Raw genomic sequence first — 21,997 nt, 5'->3', positions numbered from 1 at the left:
TGTGCTGGCACCCCAGCGAGGAGGGTCCTGGAGCCGGTCCCCGGAGTGGGGCCGTCGAGGCACAGCGTAGGCCCACTGGGACGCGGTGACAACGGGTTCCGGAAAGTCCGCCGGCGGCATCCCCACCACCCCGGCCGGCTCCCGGTGACGCGTCAGAGGACCTTGGAAAGGAACGCCTTGGTCCGGTCGTGCTGCGGGTTGCTCAGGAGCTGCCGGGGAGGTCCGGCCTCCACCACCACGCCTTCATCCATAAAGACCAGGGTGTCCGCCACTTCCCGGGCGAACCCCATCTCGTGGGTCACCACAATCATGGTCATGCCGCTCTTGGCCAGCCCCTTCATGACGTCCAGGACCTCACCCACTAACTCCGGGTCCAGGGCGCTGGTCGGTTCGTCGAAGAGCATCAGCTTGGGGTCCATAGCCAGGGCCCGGGCGATCGCCACACGCTGCTGCTGGCCCCCGGACAGGTGGGCCGGATAGGCACCACCCTTATCCTCCAGTCCCACACGCTCCAGCAGCTCCATGGCCCTGGCGGTGGCCGCTGCCTTGGACTGTTTTTTCACCCGCATGGGAGCAAGGGTGATGTTCTCCAACGCGGTGAGATGCGGGAACAGGTTGAATCTCTGGAAGACCATCCCAATGTCCTGCCGTTGGTGCGCTGCTTCACTGAGCTTGAGCTCGTAGAGCTTTCCGCCCCGTTGACGGTAGCCAACCAGCTGGCCCTCCACCGACAGCCTGCCGCCGTCGACGCGTTCCAGGTGGTTGATGCAGCGCAGGAAGGTCGATTTGCCTGAGCCGCTGGGGCCGACAATGCAGAGCACTTCCCCGCGGTCCACTTCCAGGCTGATCCCGCGCAGCACCTTGTTGGTGCCGAAGTTCTTGGAAACCTTTTCCGCAAGGACCATGGGCGCGCCGGTCATCCTTTTCCTCCAAAGTCAGTGCCGGTCGGGGTGCCGGGCGCGCCGGGTGCCCCCGGGGTGCCGGGTCCCGCCGTCGCTGCCGGTCCGGGCCCCGCGGGTCCCTTGCTGGTCTTCATCCGTCCGGTTCCACGCGAGAACCGCTTTTCAATGAAGTGCTGGCCCACCATCAGCACCGAGGTGAAGAGCAGATACCAAAGGGACGCGACGATCAGCAGCGGCACGGGAGTGAACGTCACCGCGGAGATGCCGCGGGAGACGCCGTACAAGTCAATGCTCAGCGGGATCGCGGCCACCAGGGAGGTGGTCTTGAGCATGGAGATGACTTCGTTGCCCGTGGGCGGGATGATGATTTTCATGGCCTGCGGGACCACGACGTACCGCATCGTCTGCCCCCAGGACATGGCCAACGCCGTCGAGGCCTCGGCCTGGCCCTCGTCCACGGACAGCAGGCCGGCCCGCACGATCTCGGACATGTAGGAGGCCTCGTTCAGGCCCAGCCCGATGACGGCGGTAATGAACAGGTTGGTGAAGACCTCGTTCGGGATGGTGACCCACGGCGTCATGAACGGAATCCCCAGCGTGAATACCGGATAGATCAGGGACACGATGCCCCAGAACACCAGCTGGACGTAGACGGGAGTCCCGCGGAAGATCCAGATGTAAAGCCACGCGATGCTCTTCAGGACCGGGTTCGGGGAGAGTCGCATGATGGCCAGCAGGAGCCCGATGACGATCGCGCTGATCATCGCGTAAATGGTCAGCCACAGCGTCACCCACGCGGCCTGGCTGATCCGGCGGTCGAAGATGTACTTGCCCACATCCGCCCAGCCGTAGTCCGGGCGCTGCGCGGCGTCGAGGACGAAGACCGCAAGGCCCAGCACCAGGAGCACGGCGATCACGTTCCGCCAGGGGTGGCGCAGCGGGATGGCGACGATGGCCTCCGCCGGGGCGTCGTCCGGATCCCCGCTCGTTCCGGTGCGTTGCGCCTTGCCAGCCGACTGTGCCTGGCCGGCAAGCCGCGGCATGGCCGGGTCCGGGTTACTCATCCGGTCGGGTTCCCGCTCGCTCATCTGGTGTCACCCTTTGGCGGCCACGTTGAGTTCCGCCGTCTTGATGCCGCCGGCTTCCACTCCCCACTTGGCCAGGATCTTGGTGTAGGAACCGTCGTCGATCAGCGACTGGAGTGCCTTCTGCAGTACCGGCGTAAAAGCGCTGCCCTTGGCCACCGGAATGCCGTACGGCGCCACCTCGAACGCATCGCCGGCGGTCTGCAGCTTGTCCTTGGTCTTGGAGATCGCGTACAGCGTCACGGGTGAATCGGCGCTCATCGCGTCCACCTGCCCCACCACGAGGGCGTTTGTGGCCTGGTCCTGGGCGTCGTAGCGGAAGATGGTGATGGCCGGCTTCCCGGCATCCGTGCAGGCCTTCGACTTCGCCGGCACCTCATGCGTGTCCTCGTAGGTGGTGGCCTGGACGGCGACCTTGAGCCCGCAAGCGTTCTTTGGATCGACGGTCTTGCCCTTGGGCGCGGCCCACTGAATACCGGCGGAATAGTAGTTCACGAAATCCACCTGCTTTTCGCGTTCCACCGTGTCCGTAAAGGAGGACATGCCCATGTCGTCCTTCCCGGCCCGGACGGCCGGAAGGATGTTATCGAAGGTGCCAATATCGAAATTGACCTTCAACCCCATCACTTTGCCCAGCGCGTTGGTGAGATCCACGGACCAGCCTGCCGGGGCGCCGTTATCGTCCTTGAACTCATTCGGCGGGTAATTGTTGGCCATGCCGACATTGAGCACGCCGGCGGTTTTGATTTTCTCCGGCAGGGCCGCTGCAATTGCGTCGTTCTTTTTAACGTCGACGGCGTCGGAGCTCACATTCGCTCCGCCGGTGGCAGCAGGTTCGCTGTTGTTCACGCAGCCCGAGAGGGAGAGCGCCGTAGCGATCGTGAGAACGGGAAAAAGGTGTCGAGTACGCATGGCTTCCTTAGCTGTTCAGGGATTCTTTAGCCTCACGCGGCGTTGCGGGAGGACTCTTGGTTCCTGTTGGATCAGAGTGAATCACTTTGTGTCGCCTGACGCCGTTGGTTCAGGGATTTCCCCGAAACGACGAATGTCCCGGAGAATTTCTCCACCCCGGGCTTTCAACTCGGGAATGCTGGAAACGCCTACTAAGGTCATGGTACGCCGGAGTTCGTCGGCGAGGATTTCTATGATGCGTTCGACGCCCGGTGTTCCCGCGGCAACCAATCCGTAAAGATAGGCCCGGCCGATGGAACACGCGTCGGCGCCCAGCGCCAGCGCTTTGAGGATGTCGCTCCCCCGGCGGATACCGGAGTCGACGTAGATCTCGATCGAATCGCCCGCCCGTTGCCTCGATTCCTGCAGGACGTCCATGGGACTGAGCATGTGATCCAGTTGGCGACCCCCGTGGTTGCTCAGTTGCACGGCGTCCAGTCCAACGCGGGAGGCCTTGGCGACGTCGGCCGGGTTGACGCAGCCTTTGAGGACGATCTTGCCGCTCCATGCCTGCCGCAACGCCTCCAGCTCCTGCCATCCGCTGGTCGCATCCGAGTGGCCGAGGATGTCCTGCCACATCGAGGGCGTGATCATGGAGGTTGCCGCGGCACTGCGGGGGTTCAGGTTGGGGAAACTGATGCCATCCGACTTCAGGAAGTTGATCCACCAGGCAGGACGCCGGGCGATGTCGGCGATGGTGGAGAGCGTCAACGCGGGCGGCGCGGTGAAGCCGTTGTGAAGATCCCGCTCCCGGGATCCCAGTGCGCGCGTATCGACGCCGACAATCAGCGTGGTGAAGCCCGCGGCTTCGCAGCGCGCCAGTTTGTCCTTGAGCGCCCGGGCGTCCGGGGTGAGGCCGAAGTTGAACCAGCGGTCAAGGTTCGGCTGGCGCGCCGCGATCGTTTCCATCGCCACGGTGCTCAGCCCCGCCAGCCCGTAGGGGATCCCCGCACGGTCCGCGGCGGCCGCGACGGCCAGCTCCCCTTCGGGATGGAACAGCCGGGTGGCGCCGGTGGGAGTCAGGGTGAGCGGCAGCGCGCTTTCCTTCCCCAGCAGTGTCGTGGTGGTGTCGGGTCCGGACACCGGGCCCCAGCTGGGCATCAGGGCCCAGGCATCGAAGACGGCCCGGTTGCGGCGCAGCGTTACTTCGTCCTCGGAGCCGCCGTCGAGGTAGTCGAAAATCCCGGCGGGCAGGACTTTCCGGGCCGCCTTCCGGTACTCCTCAACGTTGTAGGCGTTGGCCAGCACCCGGCGCTGGCGCGACAAGATGGGAGCTTTGATCTGGATGAGCTGCCTGGCTTCGCTGACTTTCAAGGAGGGCCTTCCCGTTGCGGGCGTGCGTTACGGTTCAGACGCTTGGCCAGCCCTTGGTCTTCGCCACCGTCATCAGGATCGCCGAGTCTTCTTCCGCCATCAGGCTGTGCAGCCCGTCCGGCACGATCAGCAGGTCGCCGGCTTTGCCCTGCCAGGATTCGTCGCCGGCCTGCAGCCGGACGCAGCCGCGGATCACATACACCGTTGCCTCCCCCGGGTTCTGGTGCTCGCTCAGCTGGGTCCCGGCCTTGAACGCCATCACCGTCTGCCGGAGGACCTTCTCATGCCCGCCGTAGACGGTGTCGGCGGCCCGTCCGCTACCGGCCGCGAGCGCCGCCGCAACCTGCTGACGGGCCAGGGCCTCGATCGATATTTTCTGCATGGGCACACGGTACCGGGTATCCCCGCCCGGGCCGAGGGCCTTTTGCCCTGCTGTAGCGCGCTGACCCGTCTACCGGTGCGCTTGCCAAACTGCGCCCGCCGCCGCGGGCGTCCAAGACCTGGAGGCGCTAGGCTGAAGAAGCGGCTGAAGCAGACGGCCCACCGATCGTCCCAGCGGAGCACCAACCATGACAAAGGCCACCGCAGGCCACCCTGCCAACGACCGTACCCAGGCTCCCACCGAGCCCACTATGACCGAGCCGGCCGGCGCCGGCACGGCCGCCGGAACCGAGGAGGGCCTCCGCCGGTTCGCCGCCGAGTCCTTCGGCCTTCCGAACCTCCGCGACGGACAGCTCACCGGCATGAGCGCCCTGGCCTCCGGCCGCGATGTCCTCGCCGTGATGCCCACCGGCTACGGAAAGTCGGCAATCTACCAGGTGCCCGCGCTGCTGCTGCACCGGACGCTCGGGCGGCCCACCGTCGTCGTGTCCCCGCTGATCTCGCTGCAGGAGGACCAGCTGGACGGGCTGTTGGAGGCCGTTGGGCCGCATTGCGCCGCGGCCATCAACTCTTCCCACGCCGCGGCCGAGCAGGAACGCGCCTGGCAGGCGGCGGAAAGCGGCGAGGTGGCCTTCCTGTTCCTCGCCCCGGAGCAACTGGCCAAGGACAGCACGGTGGCCCGGCTGGCCGCCCTGGACGTCGCCCTCTTCGTGGTAGACGAGGCACACTGCGTCACCTCCTGGGGGCACGACTTCCGGCCCGATTACCTTCGCCTCGGCGAGGTCCGTGAGCGGCTGGGCAACCCGACGACGGCGGCCCTCACCGCCACCGCCGCTCCCCCGGTCCGGGAGGAAATCCTCGAGCGGCTCCGGATGACAGACCCGCTGGTCCTGGTCCGCGGCTTCGACCGCCCCAACATCAGCCTTGACGTGGTACGCCACCACGAGGACAAGGAGAAGCGCCGCGCGGTCCTCCGCCAGGCCACGGAGCTGGTCAGCGAACTCCACGGCCCGGGCCTGGTCTACGCGGCCAAGCGCAAGGACACCGAAAAGTACGCGGATAAGCTGGCCCGCAACGGCCTCCGCGTCGCCGCCTATCACGCCGGCATGGCCGCGGCGGACCGCGCCGGCGTCCACGAACGGTTCCTGGACGGCGGACTGGACGTCGTCGTCGCCACTACCGCGTTCGGGATGGGGATCGACAAGCCCGATGTCCGTTTTGTCCTGCACGCAGACATCCCCGAGTCGCTGGACAGCTACTATCAGCAGTTCGGCCGCGCCGGACGTGACGGGGAGTCCGCCGTCGCAGTTCTCCACTACCGTTCCGAGGACCTGGGCCTGCGGCGGTTCTTCACCACGCACGCCCCGGACGAAGCATCCCTGCGGATCGTGCTGGCCGTCCTCGCGGCGGCGGACGGGCCGCTCCCACGCAAAGTCCTGGCCCAGCAGTCAGGTCTCCCTGCGCGCAGGCTCACCGGTCTACTGAACCAGCTGCAGGACACCGGCGCCGTCACCGCGGAACAGGACGGGATCCGGCTGGGCGACGTGTCGGACCCGAACGGGGTGGTGGCGTGCGCCGTCGAGCTGGCCGAAGCGCGCGGGCGGGTGGACCACTCCCGCGTTGAGATGATCCGCGGCTACGCCGAGACCCGCCGCTGCCGCCGCCAGTTCCTGCTGGGCTACTTTGGCGAGAATCTTCCGCAGCCTTGCGGCAATTGCGACAACTGCGCGTCCGGCGCCGCCGCGGAGGACGAGGCGGCCGCCGGCAACGCCGGGGTGACCGCCCAGGACCTCTCCGGGGACGGCGCCTTCCCACTAAACGCGGCCGTGATCCACAGCGAATGGGGCCCAGGCATCATCATGCAGAACGACGACGACGTCCTCACCGTCCTGTTCGAAAACGAGGGTTACAAGACACTGTCCCGGAAAGTCGTCGAAGAGCGCGGCCTGCTCACCCTGGCCGGGGACTAGGCCCGGCCGGCCCGGGCTAGTACTCCACTTGGAAGTCTCTGAACTCCCCTGTGGCGTTGGACAGCGACTCCTCCACGTGGTCCACCCGCCCGGGCGCCTCCGGCGAGCGCAGCCAGCTCCGGAACTGCAGCACCACCGCCTGCGGCCCCTCCACGACGACGCCGACCGTGCCGTCGTCGTTGTTCCTCACGGTGCCGCGCAGGGCGAGTTCTTCGGCCTTGCGCACGGTCCAGTACCGGAACCCGACGGCCTGCACCATGCCCTGCACCCGGGCCGTCAGCCGCACGGCGGCACCCGCATCCACTGCCCCGGAACCCCCTGCAAAATCAGCCATGCCTCAAATGTAGACCCGGTCCGGCGCCGCCCACATCCGGGACTTTTGCCCCTTTCAGCCTCGTCCCGGGCCAAGGAGGGTGGAAGAAGACCTCCGGCACGGTGCACTCAGCGGACACCCCGCGACGCCCGCCGGAACGCCTGAAAGGAAAAGACAATGGCAGGCCAATTCGAGATCTTCACCGACGCAGAATCGAACGTCCGGTTCCGGCTGCTGGGGGCTGACGGCACAGTGCTCGCTGTCTCAAAAGCCTTCGAGGACAAGCGTTCCGCGGCGGACGGCATCATGGCAGTCCGCGAGTGCGCCGGCACCGGACTGATCCGGGAGACGCATTCAACTCCTTGGGGCGGCACCACGTGGACCAAGGCGAGCACGGCTGCACGCTCCCGCACCCACCACCGCCGGCACTCCCCGGCTGTCTAGCCACCCCGGAACCCGACGCTCCCTCACGTCCGGCACCCCCGGACCCGACGCTCCCTCACATCCGGCACCCCCGGACCCGACGCTCCCTCACATCCGGCACCCCCGGACCCGACGCTCCCTCACATCCGGCACCCCCGGACCCGACGCTCCCTCACATCCGGCGGACAACGCTGAGGGAACGTCCCGAAAGACACCACCAGAGCTGAGGGAGCGTCCGGGGCAAGACCACCAGAGCTGAGGGAGCGTCCGGGGCAAGACCACCAGATCTGAGGGAACGTCCGTTTAGCCCGCGGGCCGCAGCGACGTGATCATCCTCCGGATTGATTGGTACTCCGGCGTGGCCGCGTAGCGCTTGGCCTTCTCCAGGTACGGCAATGCCGCCGGGCCCGGGGTGAGGTTGTTCGCCGGGTTGTAGGTACCGCCGAACAATGCCCCGCTGGGCGGCCACAAGAAGAGATGGAACATGGGGCAGGCGAGCGGCCCGGTCTCTTCGGGCATCATGGTGATGCCGTACGCGGCCACGGTGTTCGGCGCGGGCCCCGGACCGGTGCCGTCACCGCGGGACTCGAAGACGTAGCGGGGCATACCCCGGTCCGCGCTGCCCGGTTCCACCAGGGCCTGGAGCGGCTCTGAATCATAGACCTGCTACGGGTACTGCACTGTGCACTCCGCCCCGGTGACGATGTTGGTGCGCAGCTGCGCCATCGGTTTCCCGGCCGCGTTCGTGACATCCACGAAGGCTCCGCCGAGGTCACCTCCCGGATCCTTGGCGGTCCAATCCGGCGGGTAGTCGAAGGACAGCCCGTCCGACGTCGTGAACGTCTGCCAGCCCGACGGCGTGACCTCCGACGGCGTGCCGCCAGACGGCATGACCTCCGACGGCGTGCCGGTCCCGGCGGGAGTGGTGCCCGGCGGGTCGCTGGCGGCCTGCGTGCCCTGCGTCTGCGGGCTCTCCTGCACCGCGGCAGGCCCAGCGCAGCCGCCGAGCAGCAGGGCCAGGCCCAGGGCGGTGCCGGCCGTCTGCCGAACACGTGACACCGGCAGGCTACTTCCCTGCCGGGCGCAGGGACAGGAGGGCCTGTCGAATGATCTTGTACTCGGCGGTGTCCTTATAAACCTCCGGCGTGTCCACATGCATGGGTTTGCCGGGTGTGGTGTCGAACGGATCGTAGACGCCGCCAAAGGACGCGGTGTTAGGCGGCCAGCTGAAGGACTGGGAGAAGGGACATGCCTCGGTGCCGGAGGGCTTCGGCGCAGCGGTGATGCCGTAGGCGTAGGTCTGCGACTTGGTTGGATCCGCCGCGGCGGGGTCGACCCGGGCCTCGTAGGCGAACCTCGGGGTCACCCCGGACTGGGCGAGGGCTGGAATCGGCGCGGAGTCGTAGGCCATGAACTGGAACTTGGTGGTGCACGCCGGGGCCGGACCAGCTTGGGTCCGCAACGTCGCCATCGTTTTGCCGTAATCACTCACCAGCGCGGCAGCGCTGCCGGTCTCTTTGACCGACCAGGTCGCCGGGTAGTCAAAGGTCAGCGTCCCGTCCGGCGTCGTGTAGGACTTCCAGCCCGCCGGCGCCGCCGTCGTGGAGCCGGGCGGAGTTGTGCTGGAGGGAGTCGGTGACACGGAAGTAGGTGATTCCGCTGTCGGCGAGGCGCTCGCCGTGGCGGAGGCCGTCGTCGTGCCCGGCGCACTGGTGGCCGGCGCCGCCGCGGGCGACCCGCACCCGGACAGTAAAAATACCGCGCAGAATGCGGCGGAACCGGCTGTGGCCAACGATGCCCTATGGCTCATGTCACCCTCCCCCTGAGATGCAAGTGGTGGCACTATTCTGGGGCTTTGCGTCGCGGATTCTAGGGGCTTAGGTCCCGATTCCACCCCGGGCAGCGCCTGCGGGCACTGGGGTGACCAGACCCACGTTGACATTCCGCCGATTTCAGTTGACCAGCGAAGCTTGCTAGACCTTGAAGGATGCAAGAGTTCCTGACCTCCGCCATGCCCTTCCTCGCCGTGGCCCTCGCCGTGGCCGCCGGCCTGATCGGCTCCTGGCTGGTCCGCCGCGTGGTCCTCCGGCTCAACCGCAAGCAGGAAGCCCTCCGCGAGACGTCCCGGGTGGCGCGGCTGCCGCTGCGCTTCGCGCTGTGTCTGATCGCAGTCCGGATTGCGCTGGCCCTGACCACCGACGACGCCGAGTGGCGCCGCAACGTGGACCACGCCCTGGTGATCGCGCTGATCGGCTCGGTGGCCTGGCTGGCGATCGCGGTGCTGCTGATCATCGAGACCATGGTCCTGACCCGGTACCGGGTGGACGTGGCGGACAACCGGCGTGCCCGGCGGCTCCGCACCCAGGTGATCCTGGCCCGGCGGATCGGCGTCGCGCTGATCGCGATCGTGGCGCTGGGCAGCATCATGCTGACGTTCCCCGCCATCCAGGCCCTCGGCGCGGGGCTGCTGGCCTCCGCCGGCGTGATCTCGATTGTGGCCGGCCTGGCGGCGCAGACCTCTCTGGTGAATGTCTTCGCGGGCATCCAGCTGGCCTTCACGGACGCGATCCGGGTGGACGACGTGGTGGTGGTGCAGAAGGAATGGGGCCGGATCGAGGAGATCACCCTGACCTACGTGGTGGTCCATATCTGGGACGACCGCCGGCTGATCCTGCCGTCCACGTACTTCACCACCACCCCGTTCGAAAACTGGACCCGGCGCCAGTCCGAGGTGATGGGCACGGTGGAGTTCGACCTTGACTGGCGCGCACCGGTGGAGGCCATGCGGGCCGAGCTGAAGAAGGTCCTCGCCTCCACCGAACTCTGGGACGAGCGGGTGGGCATCCTGCAGATCACCGACGCGACGGCAGGCTTTGTCCGGGTGCGCATCCTGGTCAGCGCCGGGGACAGCGCCTCGCTCTTCGACCTGCGCTGCCTGATCCGCGAGGAGCTGGTGCTCTTCCTGCAGCAGGAATACCCGACGGCGCTGCCGCACGTCCGGCTCGAATCCATGCCGTCCGCGGCGGACACAGCCCGGCCCGCGGCCCGGCGTCCGGGCAAGCTCTCCGCGGCGGACGAGACCGCCGCGCGGTTGCCGTCCGACCCGCACGACTCGCAGCTTTTCACCGGCTCGATCGAGGCAGTACAGCGCTCCCGGGCGTTCTCCGGCCCCGGCGAGGACGTGTTCGAGGACCGGGACAAGTCGATCGCGGCGCAGAACTAGCTCTTAGCTGACCTTCCCTCTCCGGTGTCACGGGTCGATAATCGGAGCCATGACCATTCCACCAGCGCCCGAGCCCTCTCCGTTCCCGCCCGAGCCCGGGCCGGCGTCGCCGGAGCCGCAGCCCGGCGATCCGTTCCCGCCGGATCCGGGCCCCACTCCGCCGCCGGGTCCGGGTCCCGCGCCCACGCCAAGCCCGCAGCCGGGACCTGCGCCGGGGCCGTTGCCGATTCCCGATCCGGGCCCGGTTCCGCCGCCGCCCGTTCCGCCGAACCCGGACCCCACCAGGTTCTGAGCCGCGGTTCTTCTTAAAGCAACGCGGGGTCACTCAGCGCCCATCCCGGAGGCCGGGACAGGCCATGAGTGACCCCGCGTTGCTTGTTACTGGCCCTGTATCGCCGCGCCGGGCGCCTATTCGATGACGATGTCGCGGGTCCGGTGGTCGTAGTGGATGACGAGCAGGCCGCCGCGGTGGTGTACCTCGTGGTTGGCGCCGTCAAAGTGGCCGAACGCGCCGTAGTTCTCATCCCAGGAGCGGTTGATTGCGATCTTGAAGCTGTAGGAGCCCGCCGGGAGCTCCGCGGCGATCTTCCAGAGCTGGTCCACCGCGTCCAGCTGCATCTGGGCCTCGTCGTACTGCGGGGCCCAGTTGGCGGGTGCGCCAAGCAGGACGTTGAAGTCGCCGGCGACGGCCACGGCTTCGGGCTGTTCGATGGTGTCAGCGGCGGCGGCGGTTGCGGCGGGCGCCTCCGCAGCAGCGGTTTTGTCCGCGGCCTTGCGCTTCCGGACCGCCTTGGCGACCGGAGCCACGGCTTCTTCGACCAGCTTGGCAGCCTTGTCGGCCACCTTCTCCGCGACCTTGACGGCCTTCGGGGCCGCCTTGGGTGCTGCCTTCCCGGCGGGCGCCGCGGGAAGCGGGGTGTCGGCCGGAACCGGGGTGCCGGCGTCGAGCGCTGCGGTGAAGGCGGCGGGGTCGGCGAAGGCGACCGTGGCGCGCTGGCCGTCCTCGGTGATGGTCCAGCCGGAACGGCCCTTGACCAGCCACCCGGCCTTGACCAGCTTGGCCGTCGCGCTGGTGAGCGCCTTGTGGCCGCGGGGGATGCCGCCGCTGAGCAGTTCACGCTCATGGTCGTTGAGCGGCACCCGTGCGATCGCCTCGCCCAGCACGACGCCGGCGTTCAGTTTTTCGCCCGACCAGACCCCCTCGGCCAGGACGTCCAGCACAGCCTTAAGCCGAAGGTTCGTGTTTTCCGCAGCGTTCGCGCCCATGGGTCTCCTTTAGAAGCAATTGATCCACCTGCATTTTGCCAAGGTTCGGCGGCTATAGCGACCGGACGGGGTTAACTCCGGGTGTCGTGACCCACTGTGACGGTCCGGGCGGCCTTCGTCGGGCCCAGGTATGCGGCTAGATCCGGGGAATCAGCACCGGGGTGTTCTTCTTGTACGCCTCGTAGTCGGCCTGGCCGCCCCACTTAGTGTCGGCCTTCTTTTCAAGATGCGGCACGCCACTGACCTTGGTGATCAACAGGGCCACAAACACCGGTGAGATGAGGGCAACCCACTGCCACCCCTGCAGCACGGGCACGGCAATGACCGCGACGCCGATCCAGAGCAGGATTTCGCCAAAGTAGTTCGGGTGCCGGGACTCAGCCCACAAACCTGTCGAGATGAACTTCCCCTTGTTGGCGGGGTCCGCGCTGAACCGGGACTTCTGGGAGTCGGCCACAACCTCGCAGCCGAAGCCCACCACCCACACCAGGAGGCCGGCTACAGCGAAGCCATCCAGCGCAACCTGGTGCGCCGACGTCATTGCCACCCACGCGGCGGCAGCGGTGAACGCCACCCAAATGCCTTGCATCGTCCACACGCTGAGGAAACGGACGAAGGAAGGCTTGATGTCATCAAAGCGGTCGTCCTTGCCGGCCCGGCTGATCCGCCGGAACAGGAATGTACCCAGCCGGACCGCCCAGACGAGCACCAAACCGGCGAGCAACAGGCCCCGCGCGCCGATGCCCGGGGTGAGCAGAACAAGCAGCAGCGTGACGGCGATGTAGGTCAGCGACCCGGTCAGGTCGTAGAACTTCTCCGTCTGCGCCAGGAACGCCGGGATGAACGCCAGCCACTGGATCAGGAAGGCGGCCCCGACGGCGAGCGCGAAGACGGGAATCCCGCCGGCCACGGCGCCGCCCTGGCTGCCGGCCACCGCCAGAACGGCCCCAACCAGCACGACGACGGGGATGACGGCGAGGGCTTTGCGGTCAGAGTCTTTCATCAGGATGTTCCTTTCACAGGCGTCGCCGAAAGCTGGCGCGCAAAGCCGGGTTCGTTCCCCGTCACCACCAGTATTGTTCACAGCCCGGGAAACGCAGCCCTGACTGGCCGCCGCCTATACTTCGGGGAACGCCCGCATGGCCGACACGAGGAGCCACCATGACCGGTCCCACCAGGAAGTGGCTGCTCGCCTATGCAGTGGCCGCCGTCATCTTCGCCGGAATCGACGCCCTCTGGATCAGCACGGTGGCGAACAACCAATACCGCAGCCAGATCGGACACCTGCTCCCCGCCAGCTTCAACCTCGTGGGCGCCGTGCTGTTCTATGTCATCTACGTGGTGGGCATCGTGCACTACGGCGTCCGGCCCAACGATCCCGGCGCCACGCTGCGGAGCCGGGTGGTCGGAGCGGCCCTGTTCGGTTTCTTCACCTACGCCACCTGGGCGCTGACCGCGTTCGCCATCCTCAAGGACTTCCCGGCCGTGGTGGCGGTGACCGACATCCTGTGGGGAACCGCGGTGTGTGCGGCCGTCACCGCCCTCACTGCCATGATCCTGCGGCTGGACAAAACCGTTGCCCGCGGCAAGCAGGCTGGCTAGAGTGGGTTGACCGCCGCCTCCCCGGGCCCCGCTCCCCTGGAGGCCGATCCGCGGCATCCCATCCCCCTCTGGTTCAGGAGCTCCCCATGGAATCACGTACCCTCGGCTCACTCACCGTCTCGGCCCTTGGACTGGGCTGCATGGGCATGAGCGAGTTTTACGGCCAGGGCGACGAGCAGGAGTCCGTCGCCACCATCCATGCCTTCCTCGACGCCGGCGGAACCCTGCTGGACACCGCGGACATGTACGGCCCGTTCACCAACGAAAAGCTGGTGGGAGGTGCGATCGCCGGCCGCCGCGACGACGTCGTGCTGGCCACCAAGTTCGGCAACGAACGCCGCGAGGACGGATCGTGGGTGGGCATCAACGGCAAGCCCGACTACGTCCGGGCCGCGTGCGACGCGAGCCTGCAGCGCCTCGGCGTCGACCACATCGACCTGTACTACCAGCACCGGGTGGACAAGACGGTGCCGATCGAGGAGACCGTCGGCGCCATGGCCGAGCTGGTCCAGGCCGGCAAGGTCAGGCACCTGGGCCTCTCCGAAGCCAGCGCCGACACCGTCCGCCGCGCCCACGCCGTGCACCCGATCACCGCCCTGCAGACCGAATACTCGCTTTGGGAGCGCGAGCCGGAGACCAAGATCTTCCCGGTGCTCGCCGAACTCGGCATCGGCTTTGTCCCGTACAGCCCGCTGGGCCGGGGCTTCCTCACCGGCCAACTGCGCAGCGAGGACGACTTCGCAGCGGACGACTTCCGCCGCCACTCGCCGCGTTTCCAGGGCGAGAACTTCACCCGCAACCTGGAACTTGTGGACCGGGTGACCGAACTCGCCACCGAGAAGGGCTGCACCCCGGCGCAGCTGGCCCTCGCCTGGCTGCTGGCCCAGGGCGAACACATTGTGCCGATCCCGGGAACCAAAAAGCGCGAACGGCTGCGCGAGAACCTGGGCGCCGTCGACGTCGAGCTCTCCGCGAACGACCTCGCCCGGCTCGACGAGCTGGCTCCGGCAGGCGTCGCGGCCGGCGCGCGCTACCCGCACATGGACAGCATCGACGTCTAAACGCCCGGTTGCTCTCTCACTTATGGTCGCTATCCGGCAGGTTTAGCAGCCATAAGTGAGAGAGCAACCGAGGGGTTAGCGGCCCGAGGCGGCCAGTTCGGCCAGTAGCTCGGTCTTGCGTTCCTCGCTTGCGAAGGAGGACCGGATGGAGTTGGCCGCGAGCCGCACGCAGTCGAACTCGGAGAGCCCGATCACGGATTTGAGCTGGGCGAAGTTGTCATCCACGTACCCGCCGAAGTAGGCCGGATCGTCCGAGTTGACGCTGACGTTGAGCCCGGCCGCGAGCATGCCCGGCAGCGGGTGCTCGGCCAGCGTGTCGACCGCGCGGAGCCGGACGTTGGAGAGCGGGCAGACGGTCAGCGGCATCAGCTCGTGGACCAGGCGCTCCACCAGCTCGGGGTCCTCCATGCAGCGGATGCCGTGGTCGATCCGCTCCACGCCCAGCAGGTCCAGCGCCTCGATGATGTACGACGGCGGGCCCTCCTCGCCGGCATGCGCGATCCGCCGCAGCCCGGCCTCCTTGGCCCGGGCGAAGAGCCGCTCAAACTTCGACGGCGGGTTGCCCACCTCGGCCGAATCCAGCCCAATTCCGGCGATCGGCGCGTCCATGGCTAGCAGCTGTTCCAGCACCTCCAGCGCCGATTCCTCGGACAGGTCACGCAGGAACGCGGCGATCAGCAGGGTGGAGATGCCGAACTCCTGCTGCGAGGTGGCCAGTACGGAGGCCACGCCGTTCACGCAGGTCGCCAGGGACACCCCGCGGGACAGGTGCGCCTGCGGATCCAGCATGATCTCGGCGTGCCGGACCCCGGCCGTGGCGGCCCGCGCCAGGTACGCGCGGGTCATGTCGGCGAAGTCCTGCTCGGTCTGCAGCACCGCCATGTTCGCGTAGTACAGGTCCAGGAACGACTGCAGGTCCGTGAACTCGTACCGGGCGCGCAGCTCGGCCAGGTCCGCGTAGGGCAGGGCGATCCCGTTACGCTCCGCGAGCGCGAAGATCAGTTCCGGCTCCAGGGTGCCCTCGATGTGCAGGTGCAGCTCGGCGACCGGCAGTGCCCCGTGGACCCCCTCGGGCACCTCGGCGAACTCCGGGACCCCTTCGGCCTGTGGCTCAGCCTCCTGCTCTGCCTGCGGTGCCCGGGCGCCGCCGTCGTAAGTTTCCATTCGGTAAGGATATGCCCGCCGGGAGCAAGGACGGATAGAGTCGAACAGATGCACAATACTCAGCAGGCTTCCGATCCCGCCGGCCTGGCGCCGGACCACCCCACGGACGGCTTCGTCCGGGTCCGCGGCGCCCGGGAAAACAACCTGCGCAACGTGGACGTGGACGTGCCCCGTGACGCGATCGTCGCCTTCACCGGCGTCTCCGGCTCCGGGAAGTCCTCCCTGGCCTTCGGCACCATCTACGCCGAGGCCCAGCGCCGCTACTTCGAATCCGTGGCGCCCTACGCCCGGCGGCTGATCCAGCAGGGACACAACCCGAAGGTGGAGCTGATCACCGGCCTGCCGCCCGCCGTCGCGCTCCAGCAGCGCCGCGGCACCCCCAGCTCCCGCTCCACCGTGGGCACCGTCACCACCTTGTCCAACTCGCTGCGCATGCTCTTCTCCCGCGCCGGCAGCTACCCCGACGGCGCCGCATCGCTGGATTCGGACGCGTTCTCCCCCAACACCGCGGCCGGCGCCTGCCCGGAGTGCCACGGCCTCGGCATCGCGCACACGGTCAGCGAATCCTCGCTGGTCCCGGACACCTCACTGAGCATCCGCGACGGCGCGATCGCCGCCTGGCCCGGCGCCTGGCAGGGCAAAAACCTGCGCGACATCCTCACCCACCTGGGTTACGACGTCGACACCCCCTGGCGGAAGCTGCCCAAGAAAGACCGCGACTGGATCCTCTTCACCGAGGAGCAGCCCGTGGTGGAGGTGACGCCGCAGCGCGACCGGGTGGCCAAGCCGTACAAGGGCCGCTTCTGGAGCGCAAAGAGCTACGTGCTGCACACCCTGGCCGATTCCAAGAGCACCACCATGCGCGAGAAGGTGCTGCGCTTCATGGAAACCGGCCCGTGCCCGCGCTGCGGCGGCAGCGGGCTGCGGCCCGAGGCGCTCGCCGTGACGTTCGCGGGGAAGACCATCGCCGAGCTCAACGCCGTGCCGATGACCGAACTGGCCGCGATTATCCGCCCCACCACCGAGCTCACCGGGGCGGGGACCGCGTCCCGAAAACAGTCCTCCGGGGAGTCCAACGAGGTGGCGGTCGCCATCACCCGGGACCTGCTGCAGCGCGTCACCGTGCTCCTGGACCTCGGCCTGGGCTACCTCGCCCTGGGCCGCTCCACCCCCACCCTCTCCCCCGGCGAAATGCAGCGCCTGAGGATCGCCACCCAGCTGCGCTCCGGCCTGTTCGGCGTCATCTACGTGCTGGACGAGCCCTCCGCCGGCCTGCACCCGGCCGACGCCGAACCCCTGCTCGCGGTGCTGGACCAGCTCAAGTCCTCCGGCAACTCGGTGTTCGTGGTGGAGCACAATATGGACGTGGTGCGCCGCGCCGACTGGCTGGTGGACGTGGGCCCGCGCGCCGGCGAGGGCGGCGGCGAGGTGCTCTACAGCGGCCCGGTGGCCGGCCTCGCCGAGGTGGAAGCCTCCGTCACGCGGCCGTTCCTGTTTCCGGAGAGTGCCGGGGCCACGGACGACGGCGGCGGGTCCGGCGGGGACGGCAACGGGGGCCGTTTTCGGGCCGGCGCCGGCTCCGGATCCGGCGCCCGCCGGGAGGCGGCCGGCTGGCTGGAACTGCGCGACATCAGCCGCCACAACCTGCAAAACCTCGACGCGAACTTCCCGCTCGGCGTACTGACCGCCGTCACCGGCGTCTCCGGCTCCGGCAAGTCGACGCTGGTCAGCCAGGTCCTCGCCGAGGTGGCCAACGCCTGGCTGCACCCGGACTTCGACGTTGCGGCCGCCCCGGAAGAAGCCGACGACGCCGGGGAGCCCACCGAGCCGCTGAGCGTGGGTCCGGTGTCCGGGCTGGAGCAGATCGACCGGCTGGTGAAGGTGGACCAAAAACCGATCGGCCGTACCCCGCGCTCCAACCTGGCCACCTACACCGGGCTGTTCGACGCCGTCCGCAAGGAATTCGCCGCCACGGACGAAGCCAAAGCCCGGGGCTTCGGCGCCGGACGCTTCTCCTTCAACGTGGCCGGCGGACGCTGCGAAACCTGCCAGGGCGAGGGCTTCGTGGCCGTGGAACTGCTCTTCCTGCCCGGCAGCTACGGCCCCTGCCCGGAATGCCACGGCTCCCGCTACAACCCGGAGACTCTCGAAGTCACTTACCGCGGCAAGAACGTGGCGGAGGTGCTGGGCATGACCGTCAACGCGGCCGCCGATTTCCTCAACGAAGTCCCCGCCGCCGCACGCGCCCTGCAGACCCTGCGCGAGGTGGGCCTGGGCTACCTCCGGCTGGGCCAGCCCGCTACCGAGCTCTCCGGCGGCGAGGCCCAGCGGATCAAGCTCGCCACCGAACTGCAGCGCGCCCAGCGCGGCCACTCGCTCTACCTGCTGGACGAACCCACCACCGGGCTGCACCCGGCCGACGTCGAACTCCTGATGGCCCAGCTGCACCGGCTGGTGGACGCCGGCAACACGGTGGTGGTGGTGGAGCACGAGATGGACGTGGTGGCCGCCGCGGACTGGGTGATCGATCTGGGACCTGCCGGGGGCGACGCCGGCGGCAAGATCATCGCCGCTGGCGTACCCGCCGACGTCGCGCGCTCGAAGAAGAGCCGTACCGCTCCGTACCTGGCGGCGGTGCTGGGCGGCTGAGCTGTGGCCCGCGGGTCCAGGGCGAGCGCGCGGGGTTGCCCTGCAGCCCCGGGCTGTTCTACCGTGGACGGACGCCCGCAATCGGGCGATTGCATGCCCGGTGCTGCCTCCACCATGAACTGCCCGACCGGCAGACACCGCAGATGACCTCTATTGTCAGGGGCGGGCAGTGGCGCGTTAACGTCCGGGGACGGACCGAGCGCCGGTGGCCCTCAGGAGCAGCTGAATCCATGAAGACTTCAACCCTCACTACTGTCGCGCGCCGCGGAGCAGCCCTGGCCGCCGTTTCGGTCGCAGGCGTCGCCCTTTCCGCCACGGCGGCGACCGCGGCCACCCCCACCGCCACGACAACCTCCACGTGGGACGCACTGGCCCAGTGCGAGAGCGGCGGCAACTGGAGCACCAACACCGGCAACGGCTTTTCCGGTGGCCTGCAGTTCACCCAGAGCACGTGGGCTGCCCACGGCGGCACGGGCTCGGCGGCCAACGCCAGCCGGGAGCAGCAGATAGCGGTTGCCCAGAAAGTCCAGGCCAGCCAGGGCTGGGGTGCATGGCCGGCCTGCTCCGCGAAGCTGGGCTTGAGTGGCGGGGCAGCAGCGGCTCCGGCTTCTGCACCCGTGACGCAGGTGCCGGTCCAGCAGGTTCCGGTCCAGGCAGCACCGGTCCAGGCGGCCCCCGTGCAGACCCAGGCCGCGCAGGTTCAGGCCGCGCCGCGGCACGCCGCCCCGGTGGCGCTGAGCGGCGAGACCTACACGGTCAAGAGCGGCGACAGCCTGAGCAAGATCGCCAAGAAGCTCGACATCCACGGCGGCTGGCAGGCCCTGGCCGACGCCAATGCGAGCACCATCAGCGACCCGGACCTCGTGCTGGCCGGACAGGTCCTGCAGCTCCCCGCCTAGCGCAGAGCCAGCTGATTAAACGACGACGCCGGAGCGCCCTTGGGGGACGCGCCGGCGTCGTCGTTTAAGTCCTAGACCGTCCGCTTCAGATTGTTCCGATCAGACGGTCCGATTCAGACGGTGCGCGGCAGTTCGCGGACGATGCGGACCTTCCAGGCGGCGTCGTCGCTGGTGTCGAGCAGGGCCACCGTGCCCTGCGCGAGGTGCAGCGCGACGCGCTTGGCGGCGAGCAGTTCGAGGTAGAGCTGTTCATTCATCCGGGCAGGGGTGTCGATGACGTACTTCACCGCGTCGCGGACTTTGCGGTAGTTGTCGCTGCGTTCCCGGTGCAGGTGGAGTTCGAGCATCCGGCGCTGCCGCAGCCGGGGTTCATGCCGGTTCAGCCAGGACACGGCAGCGTGGACGGCCACCACGAGCGTCAGCGAGACCGCGTAGATTTCCCAACCGCTGGAGAGCAGGAAGAGCGGCAGGTTGGCAATCGCCACCAGGGCGATAAACAGTCGGAACGCCAGCAGGCGGCGCATTGTCAGGGCCACCGAGGCCAAGGCCGCGCGGAAACCACTCTGTTCCTTGCGGGCCTCGGCGGGGTCCAGGGTGAATTCTTCGAGAACCAGGACGCCGTTGGCTTCCGGGCCGAGCATTTGTCCGTACTTGGGCGCAAAGGGCGCCGTTGATTCAAGTGTCATGGCGGGTCTTCCGTGCGGCTGGGGTGCTTGCCGTAAATGATAGGTCTCCGGGCTGGGAACTGTCTGCACCTATCCGTTATGTGAACACGCTCACCCGGGAGGCCCAGCAATTGGCGTTGCGGCGCCGTGGCCCCAAACTGGAGAGATGCAGACTTTCCTCCCCTTCCCCGATTTCCAGCAGAGCGCCGCGGCCCTTGATCGCGTCCGGCTCGGCAAGCAGCGCGTCGAAGCGCTGCAAATGCTGCGCGCGCTGGTGATTCCCGAGTACGGCTGGCAGTCCCACCCGGCTGTCCGGATGTGGATGGGCCACGTCCCGGCGCTGACCATGTACGGCCTGGCCATGGTGGACGAATGGACCGCCCGCGGCGGCGAGGACACCACGCGCGAGAAAATCATGGAGTTCGCGCCGCAGGCCGCGCACCCGGACTACGCCGCCAAGATCCCGATGCCGTACTGGCTGGGGAACCCGGAGTTCCACCTCAGCCACCGCTCCCGGCTGCTCGCCAAGGACCAGCGGTTCTACAGCGAGGTGTTCCCGGGCACGGACCCGGACCTGGAGTACGTCTGGCCCGAACCCAAGCATGAGCTGCTGCCGGAAGATCCCGCCGGCGACCGCATGTGGGTCCTCCGTCTTCCGCTGGCCGACACCGACCCGCAGCAGCTGGACACCATCAGCCTGCCGCCGGTCCGGGGCAAGGCGGCGAACGCTGCCGGGGACGACGAGTACCAGTTCGTCTACGCAGACAACGGTTCGCGCCGGCCGGACAAGAACGCCCGCAAACGCCCGGCCAAGCCGCTGGTGAAGAAGCCCACCCGCAAGCGCCAGGCCCAGGAAGAGGCCTTCACCACGCTGCCCGGGAAGTCCGTGGTGGCAATCCCGTTCGACGGCGGCCAGTCCTTCGCCGTGGGCGAGGTGCAGGGCCGTCCGATCACGGTGGACGGCGTGTTTGCCCGCAATTTCCAGGTCAACGAAATCCTGCCGCGCCGGGAGTTCGACTACCCGGCCCTGCTGCAGGACCCGCGGGTGTTCTTCCCCATTCCGGCGCGGTAGCCGGGGGAAGGCTGCCGGGGCACGGCGACGGGCGCGGCGGCGAGGCGGTAGCTCGACGACGTTCGGTTAGCGTCTCCCCCGCTCCGCGCCGCCCCGTATTTACTGGCAGACTGGCCCGTATGACTGTACTGCTGGCCGGTTGCGGCGATCTGGGTACCGAAGCCGGCCTGCGCTTTGCCGCGGCCGGCCACCGCGTGGTCGGCTGGCGGCGCTCGCCGGAAAAACTGCCGCCGGAAATCGAAGGCGCCGCGGCTGACCTGAGCTCCGGCGAACTGCCGCCGGTCCCGGCGGACACCACCGCCGTCGTCGTCGCCGTCGCCGCGGACTCCCCCACCGAGGAGGCCTACCGGGCGGCCTATGTGCAGGGCCTCACGCATGTGTTGGACGCCGTCACGGCATCCGGGGCGCCGGTGCGACGGGTGTTGTTTGTCTCCTCCACCGCCGTCTACGGCGACGCCGACGGCGGCTGGGTGGATGAAGCGACGACGCCGAATCCCGCCGGATTCTCGGGCCGCATCATCTGCGAGGCCGAGGAACTCCTCTTCAGCCGGCTCCACGGCAGCGGGATTTCGCCGTTGGTCTTGCGGCTAGGCGGCATCTACGGCCCGGGCCGGACCCGGTTGATCGACCAGGTGCGCGGCGGCGACGCCACGATCCCGGCGGAGTCGCGCTTCACCAACCGGATCCACCGCGACGACGCCGCAGCAGCCATCGTGCACCTGTGCACCATGGCGGCCGAGCCGGCGCCGGTGTACCTGGGCGTGGACGACGAACCCGCCGAGCTGGGCGAAGTGTTGCGGTTCCTGGCCGGCGAGCTGGGATTGCCGGAGCCGCGCCCGACCGAACCGCCGTCGGGGGCTGCCAGCACAGGCGGCGGCGAGCCGTCGCGGGGCACCCGCAGCGGTTCAGGCGGCGGCGAGCCGTCGCGGGGCGGTAACAAGCGCGTGAGCAATGCGCTGCTGCGCGGCACCGGCTTTGAGTTCGAGTATCCAAGCTTCCGCGAGGGCTATCGCGCCATCCTGGCCGGCGTCGGCGAGCGGCACCCCTGATTCGTCCG

Annotated in this window: 23 protein-coding genes; 10 read left to right on the top strand and 13 right to left on the bottom strand. The window is 68.3% G+C overall.

The window, feature by feature from the left end; translation table 11 throughout:
* Window positions 1-152 precede the first annotated feature (152 nt).
* The 5 genes from AC1MBE_RS13585 to AC1MBE_RS13565 all read right to left on the bottom strand — a co-directional run bounded on the left by AC1MBE_RS13585 (window position 153) and on the right by AC1MBE_RS13565 (window position 4,634).
* The gene (locus AC1MBE_RS13585; protein ID WP_479779026.1) at window positions 153-920 is read right to left on the bottom strand and encodes an amino acid ABC transporter ATP-binding protein; all 768 of its coding nucleotides are present in this window, start codon (window positions 918-920) and stop codon (window positions 153-155) included.
* Window positions 917-1,990: an amino acid ABC transporter permease gene (locus AC1MBE_RS13580; RefSeq protein ID WP_479779024.1), complete on the bottom strand. Its 1,074-nt coding sequence runs from the start codon at window positions 1,988-1,990 to the stop codon at window positions 917-919. Before AC1MBE_RS13580 ends, AC1MBE_RS13585 begins: the two co-directional genes overlap by 4 nt.
* A 6-nt stretch (window positions 1,991-1,996) precedes the next feature.
* Window positions 1,997-2,899 (bottom strand): ABC transporter substrate-binding protein, encoded by a 903-nt coding sequence (locus tag AC1MBE_RS13575; RefSeq protein WP_479779022.1) that lies wholly within the window; start codon window positions 2,897-2,899, stop codon window positions 1,997-1,999.
* Between the two features lie 81 nt (window positions 2,900-2,980).
* Complete coding sequence (locus AC1MBE_RS13570; protein WP_479779021.1) at window positions 2,981-4,252, bottom strand: alpha-hydroxy acid oxidase; 1,272 nt, start codon at window positions 4,250-4,252, stop codon at window positions 2,981-2,983.
* A 34-nt stretch (window positions 4,253-4,286) separates the two neighbouring features.
* Window positions 4,287-4,634 (bottom strand): cupin domain-containing protein, encoded by a 348-nt coding sequence (locus AC1MBE_RS13565; RefSeq protein WP_479779019.1) that lies wholly within the window; start codon window positions 4,632-4,634, stop codon window positions 4,287-4,289.
* A 250-nt stretch (window positions 4,635-4,884) separates the two neighbouring features.
* Between AC1MBE_RS13565 and AC1MBE_RS13560 the strand changes: the two genes are divergently transcribed.
* A complete protein-coding gene (locus AC1MBE_RS13560; RefSeq protein WP_479782607.1) occupies window positions 4,885-6,603 on the top strand; it encodes a RecQ family ATP-dependent DNA helicase in 1,719 nt (572 codons plus the stop codon).
* A 16-nt stretch (window positions 6,604-6,619) separates the two neighbouring features.
* Here the strand turns inward: AC1MBE_RS13560 and AC1MBE_RS13555 are convergent, their stop codons facing one another.
* A complete protein-coding gene (locus tag AC1MBE_RS13555; RefSeq protein ID WP_479779017.1) occupies window positions 6,620-6,937 on the bottom strand; it encodes an acylphosphatase in 318 nt (105 codons plus the stop codon).
* Window positions 6,938-7,093: 156 nt separating this feature from the next.
* Here AC1MBE_RS13555 and AC1MBE_RS13550 point away from each other — a divergent pair, with 156 nt between their 5' ends.
* Complete coding sequence (locus tag AC1MBE_RS13550) at window positions 7,094-7,360, top strand: YegP family protein (protein ID WP_479779015.1); 267 nt, start codon at window positions 7,094-7,096, stop codon at window positions 7,358-7,360.
* A 282-nt stretch (window positions 7,361-7,642) separates the two neighbouring features.
* On the opposite strand, the gene AC1MBE_RS13545 is transcribed toward AC1MBE_RS13550, so the two are convergent.
* Genes AC1MBE_RS13545 through AC1MBE_RS13535 form a run of 3 tightly spaced genes read right to left on the bottom strand, consistent with a single transcriptional unit; the run spans window position 7,643 to window position 8,981 of the window.
* Window positions 7,643-7,945, bottom strand: coding sequence for a hypothetical protein (locus tag AC1MBE_RS13545; RefSeq protein WP_479779013.1), 303 nt, complete (start codon window positions 7,943-7,945; stop codon window positions 7,643-7,645).
* A 60-nt stretch (window positions 7,946-8,005) separates the two neighbouring features.
* The gene (locus tag AC1MBE_RS13540) at window positions 8,006-8,398 is read right to left on the bottom strand and encodes a hypothetical protein (protein WP_479779011.1); all 393 of its coding nucleotides are present in this window, start codon (window positions 8,396-8,398) and stop codon (window positions 8,006-8,008) included.
* Window positions 8,399-8,405: 7 nt separating this feature from the next.
* Window positions 8,406-8,981 carry a hypothetical protein gene (locus AC1MBE_RS13535; protein ID WP_479779009.1) on the bottom strand — a complete coding sequence of 192 codons (576 nt, stop codon included), beginning with the start codon at window positions 8,979-8,981 and terminating at the stop codon, window positions 8,406-8,408.
* Here AC1MBE_RS13535 and AC1MBE_RS13530 point away from each other — a divergent pair.
* Window positions 8,959-9,165, top strand: a complete 207-nt coding sequence (locus AC1MBE_RS13530) for a hypothetical protein (protein WP_479779007.1) — start codon at window positions 8,959-8,961, stop codon at window positions 9,163-9,165. The two genes, AC1MBE_RS13535 and AC1MBE_RS13530, sit on opposite strands and share 23 nt — an antisense overlap.
* Before the next feature lie 161 nt (window positions 9,166-9,326).
* On the top strand, window positions 9,327-10,562 hold the full coding sequence (locus tag AC1MBE_RS13525) for a mechanosensitive ion channel family protein (RefSeq protein ID WP_479779005.1): 1,236 nt from the start codon (window positions 9,327-9,329) through the stop codon (window positions 10,560-10,562).
* Between the two features lie 408 nt (window positions 10,563-10,970).
* Here the strand turns inward: AC1MBE_RS13525 and AC1MBE_RS13520 are convergent, their stop codons facing one another.
* Both AC1MBE_RS13520 and AC1MBE_RS13515 read right to left on the bottom strand, forming a co-directional pair.
* On the bottom strand, window positions 10,971-11,828 hold the full coding sequence (locus tag AC1MBE_RS13520; RefSeq protein ID WP_479779003.1) for a pullulanase X25 domain-containing protein: 858 nt from the start codon (window positions 11,826-11,828) through the stop codon (window positions 10,971-10,973).
* 136 nt (window positions 11,829-11,964) lie between these two features.
* A complete protein-coding gene (locus AC1MBE_RS13515; protein WP_479779001.1) occupies window positions 11,965-12,831 on the bottom strand; it encodes a DUF1295 domain-containing protein in 867 nt (288 codons plus the stop codon).
* A 158-nt stretch (window positions 12,832-12,989) separates the two neighbouring features.
* Between AC1MBE_RS13515 and AC1MBE_RS13510 the strand changes: the two genes are divergently transcribed.
* Both AC1MBE_RS13510 and AC1MBE_RS13505 read left to right on the top strand, forming a co-directional pair.
* On the top strand, window positions 12,990-13,430 hold the full coding sequence (locus AC1MBE_RS13510) for a DUF2177 family protein (protein ID WP_479778999.1): 441 nt from the start codon (window positions 12,990-12,992) through the stop codon (window positions 13,428-13,430).
* A gap of 86 nt (window positions 13,431-13,516) precedes the next feature.
* Entirely contained in the window at window positions 13,517-14,491 is a 975-nt protein-coding gene (locus tag AC1MBE_RS13505) for an aldo/keto reductase (protein ID WP_479778997.1), read from the top strand.
* A 75-nt stretch (window positions 14,492-14,566) separates the two neighbouring features.
* Here AC1MBE_RS13505 and AC1MBE_RS13500 read toward each other — a convergent pair whose 3' ends face one another.
* On the bottom strand, window positions 14,567-15,655 hold the full coding sequence (locus tag AC1MBE_RS13500) for an adenosine deaminase (protein WP_479778996.1): 1,089 nt from the start codon (window positions 15,653-15,655) through the stop codon (window positions 14,567-14,569).
* A 48-nt stretch (window positions 15,656-15,703) separates the two neighbouring features.
* On the opposite strand from AC1MBE_RS13500, the gene AC1MBE_RS13495 reads away from it, so the two are divergent.
* Window positions 15,704-18,304, top strand: a complete 2,601-nt coding sequence (locus tag AC1MBE_RS13495; RefSeq protein ID WP_479778995.1) for an excinuclease ABC subunit UvrA — start codon at window positions 15,704-15,706, stop codon at window positions 18,302-18,304.
* Window positions 18,305-18,534: 230 nt separating this feature from the next.
* Window positions 18,535-19,203, top strand: a complete 669-nt coding sequence (locus AC1MBE_RS13490; RefSeq protein WP_479778994.1) for a transglycosylase family protein — start codon at window positions 18,535-18,537, stop codon at window positions 19,201-19,203.
* 113 nt (window positions 19,204-19,316) lie between these two features.
* Here the strand turns inward: AC1MBE_RS13490 and AC1MBE_RS13485 are convergent, their stop codons facing one another.
* Window positions 19,317-19,889: a hypothetical protein gene (locus AC1MBE_RS13485; RefSeq protein WP_479778993.1), complete on the bottom strand. Its 573-nt coding sequence runs from the start codon at window positions 19,887-19,889 to the stop codon at window positions 19,317-19,319.
* A gap of 145 nt (window positions 19,890-20,034) precedes the next feature.
* Here AC1MBE_RS13485 and AC1MBE_RS13480 point away from each other — a divergent pair, with 145 nt between their 5' ends.
* Window positions 20,035-20,940, top strand: a complete 906-nt coding sequence (locus AC1MBE_RS13480; protein ID WP_346959898.1) for an MSMEG_6728 family protein — start codon at window positions 20,035-20,037, stop codon at window positions 20,938-20,940.
* Window positions 20,941-21,059: 119 nt separating this feature from the next.
* Entirely contained in the window at window positions 21,060-21,989 is a 930-nt protein-coding gene (locus tag AC1MBE_RS13475) for an NAD-dependent epimerase/dehydratase family protein (protein ID WP_479778992.1), read from the top strand.
* The last annotated feature ends 8 nt before the right edge of the window (window positions 21,990-21,997 follow it).

The sequence above is a fragment of the Arthrobacter sp. BG5 genome, from assembly GCF_056680155.1.
The sequence above is the reverse complement of the archived record's forward strand: the minus strand, read 5'-3'. Positions and strand labels throughout refer to the sequence as shown.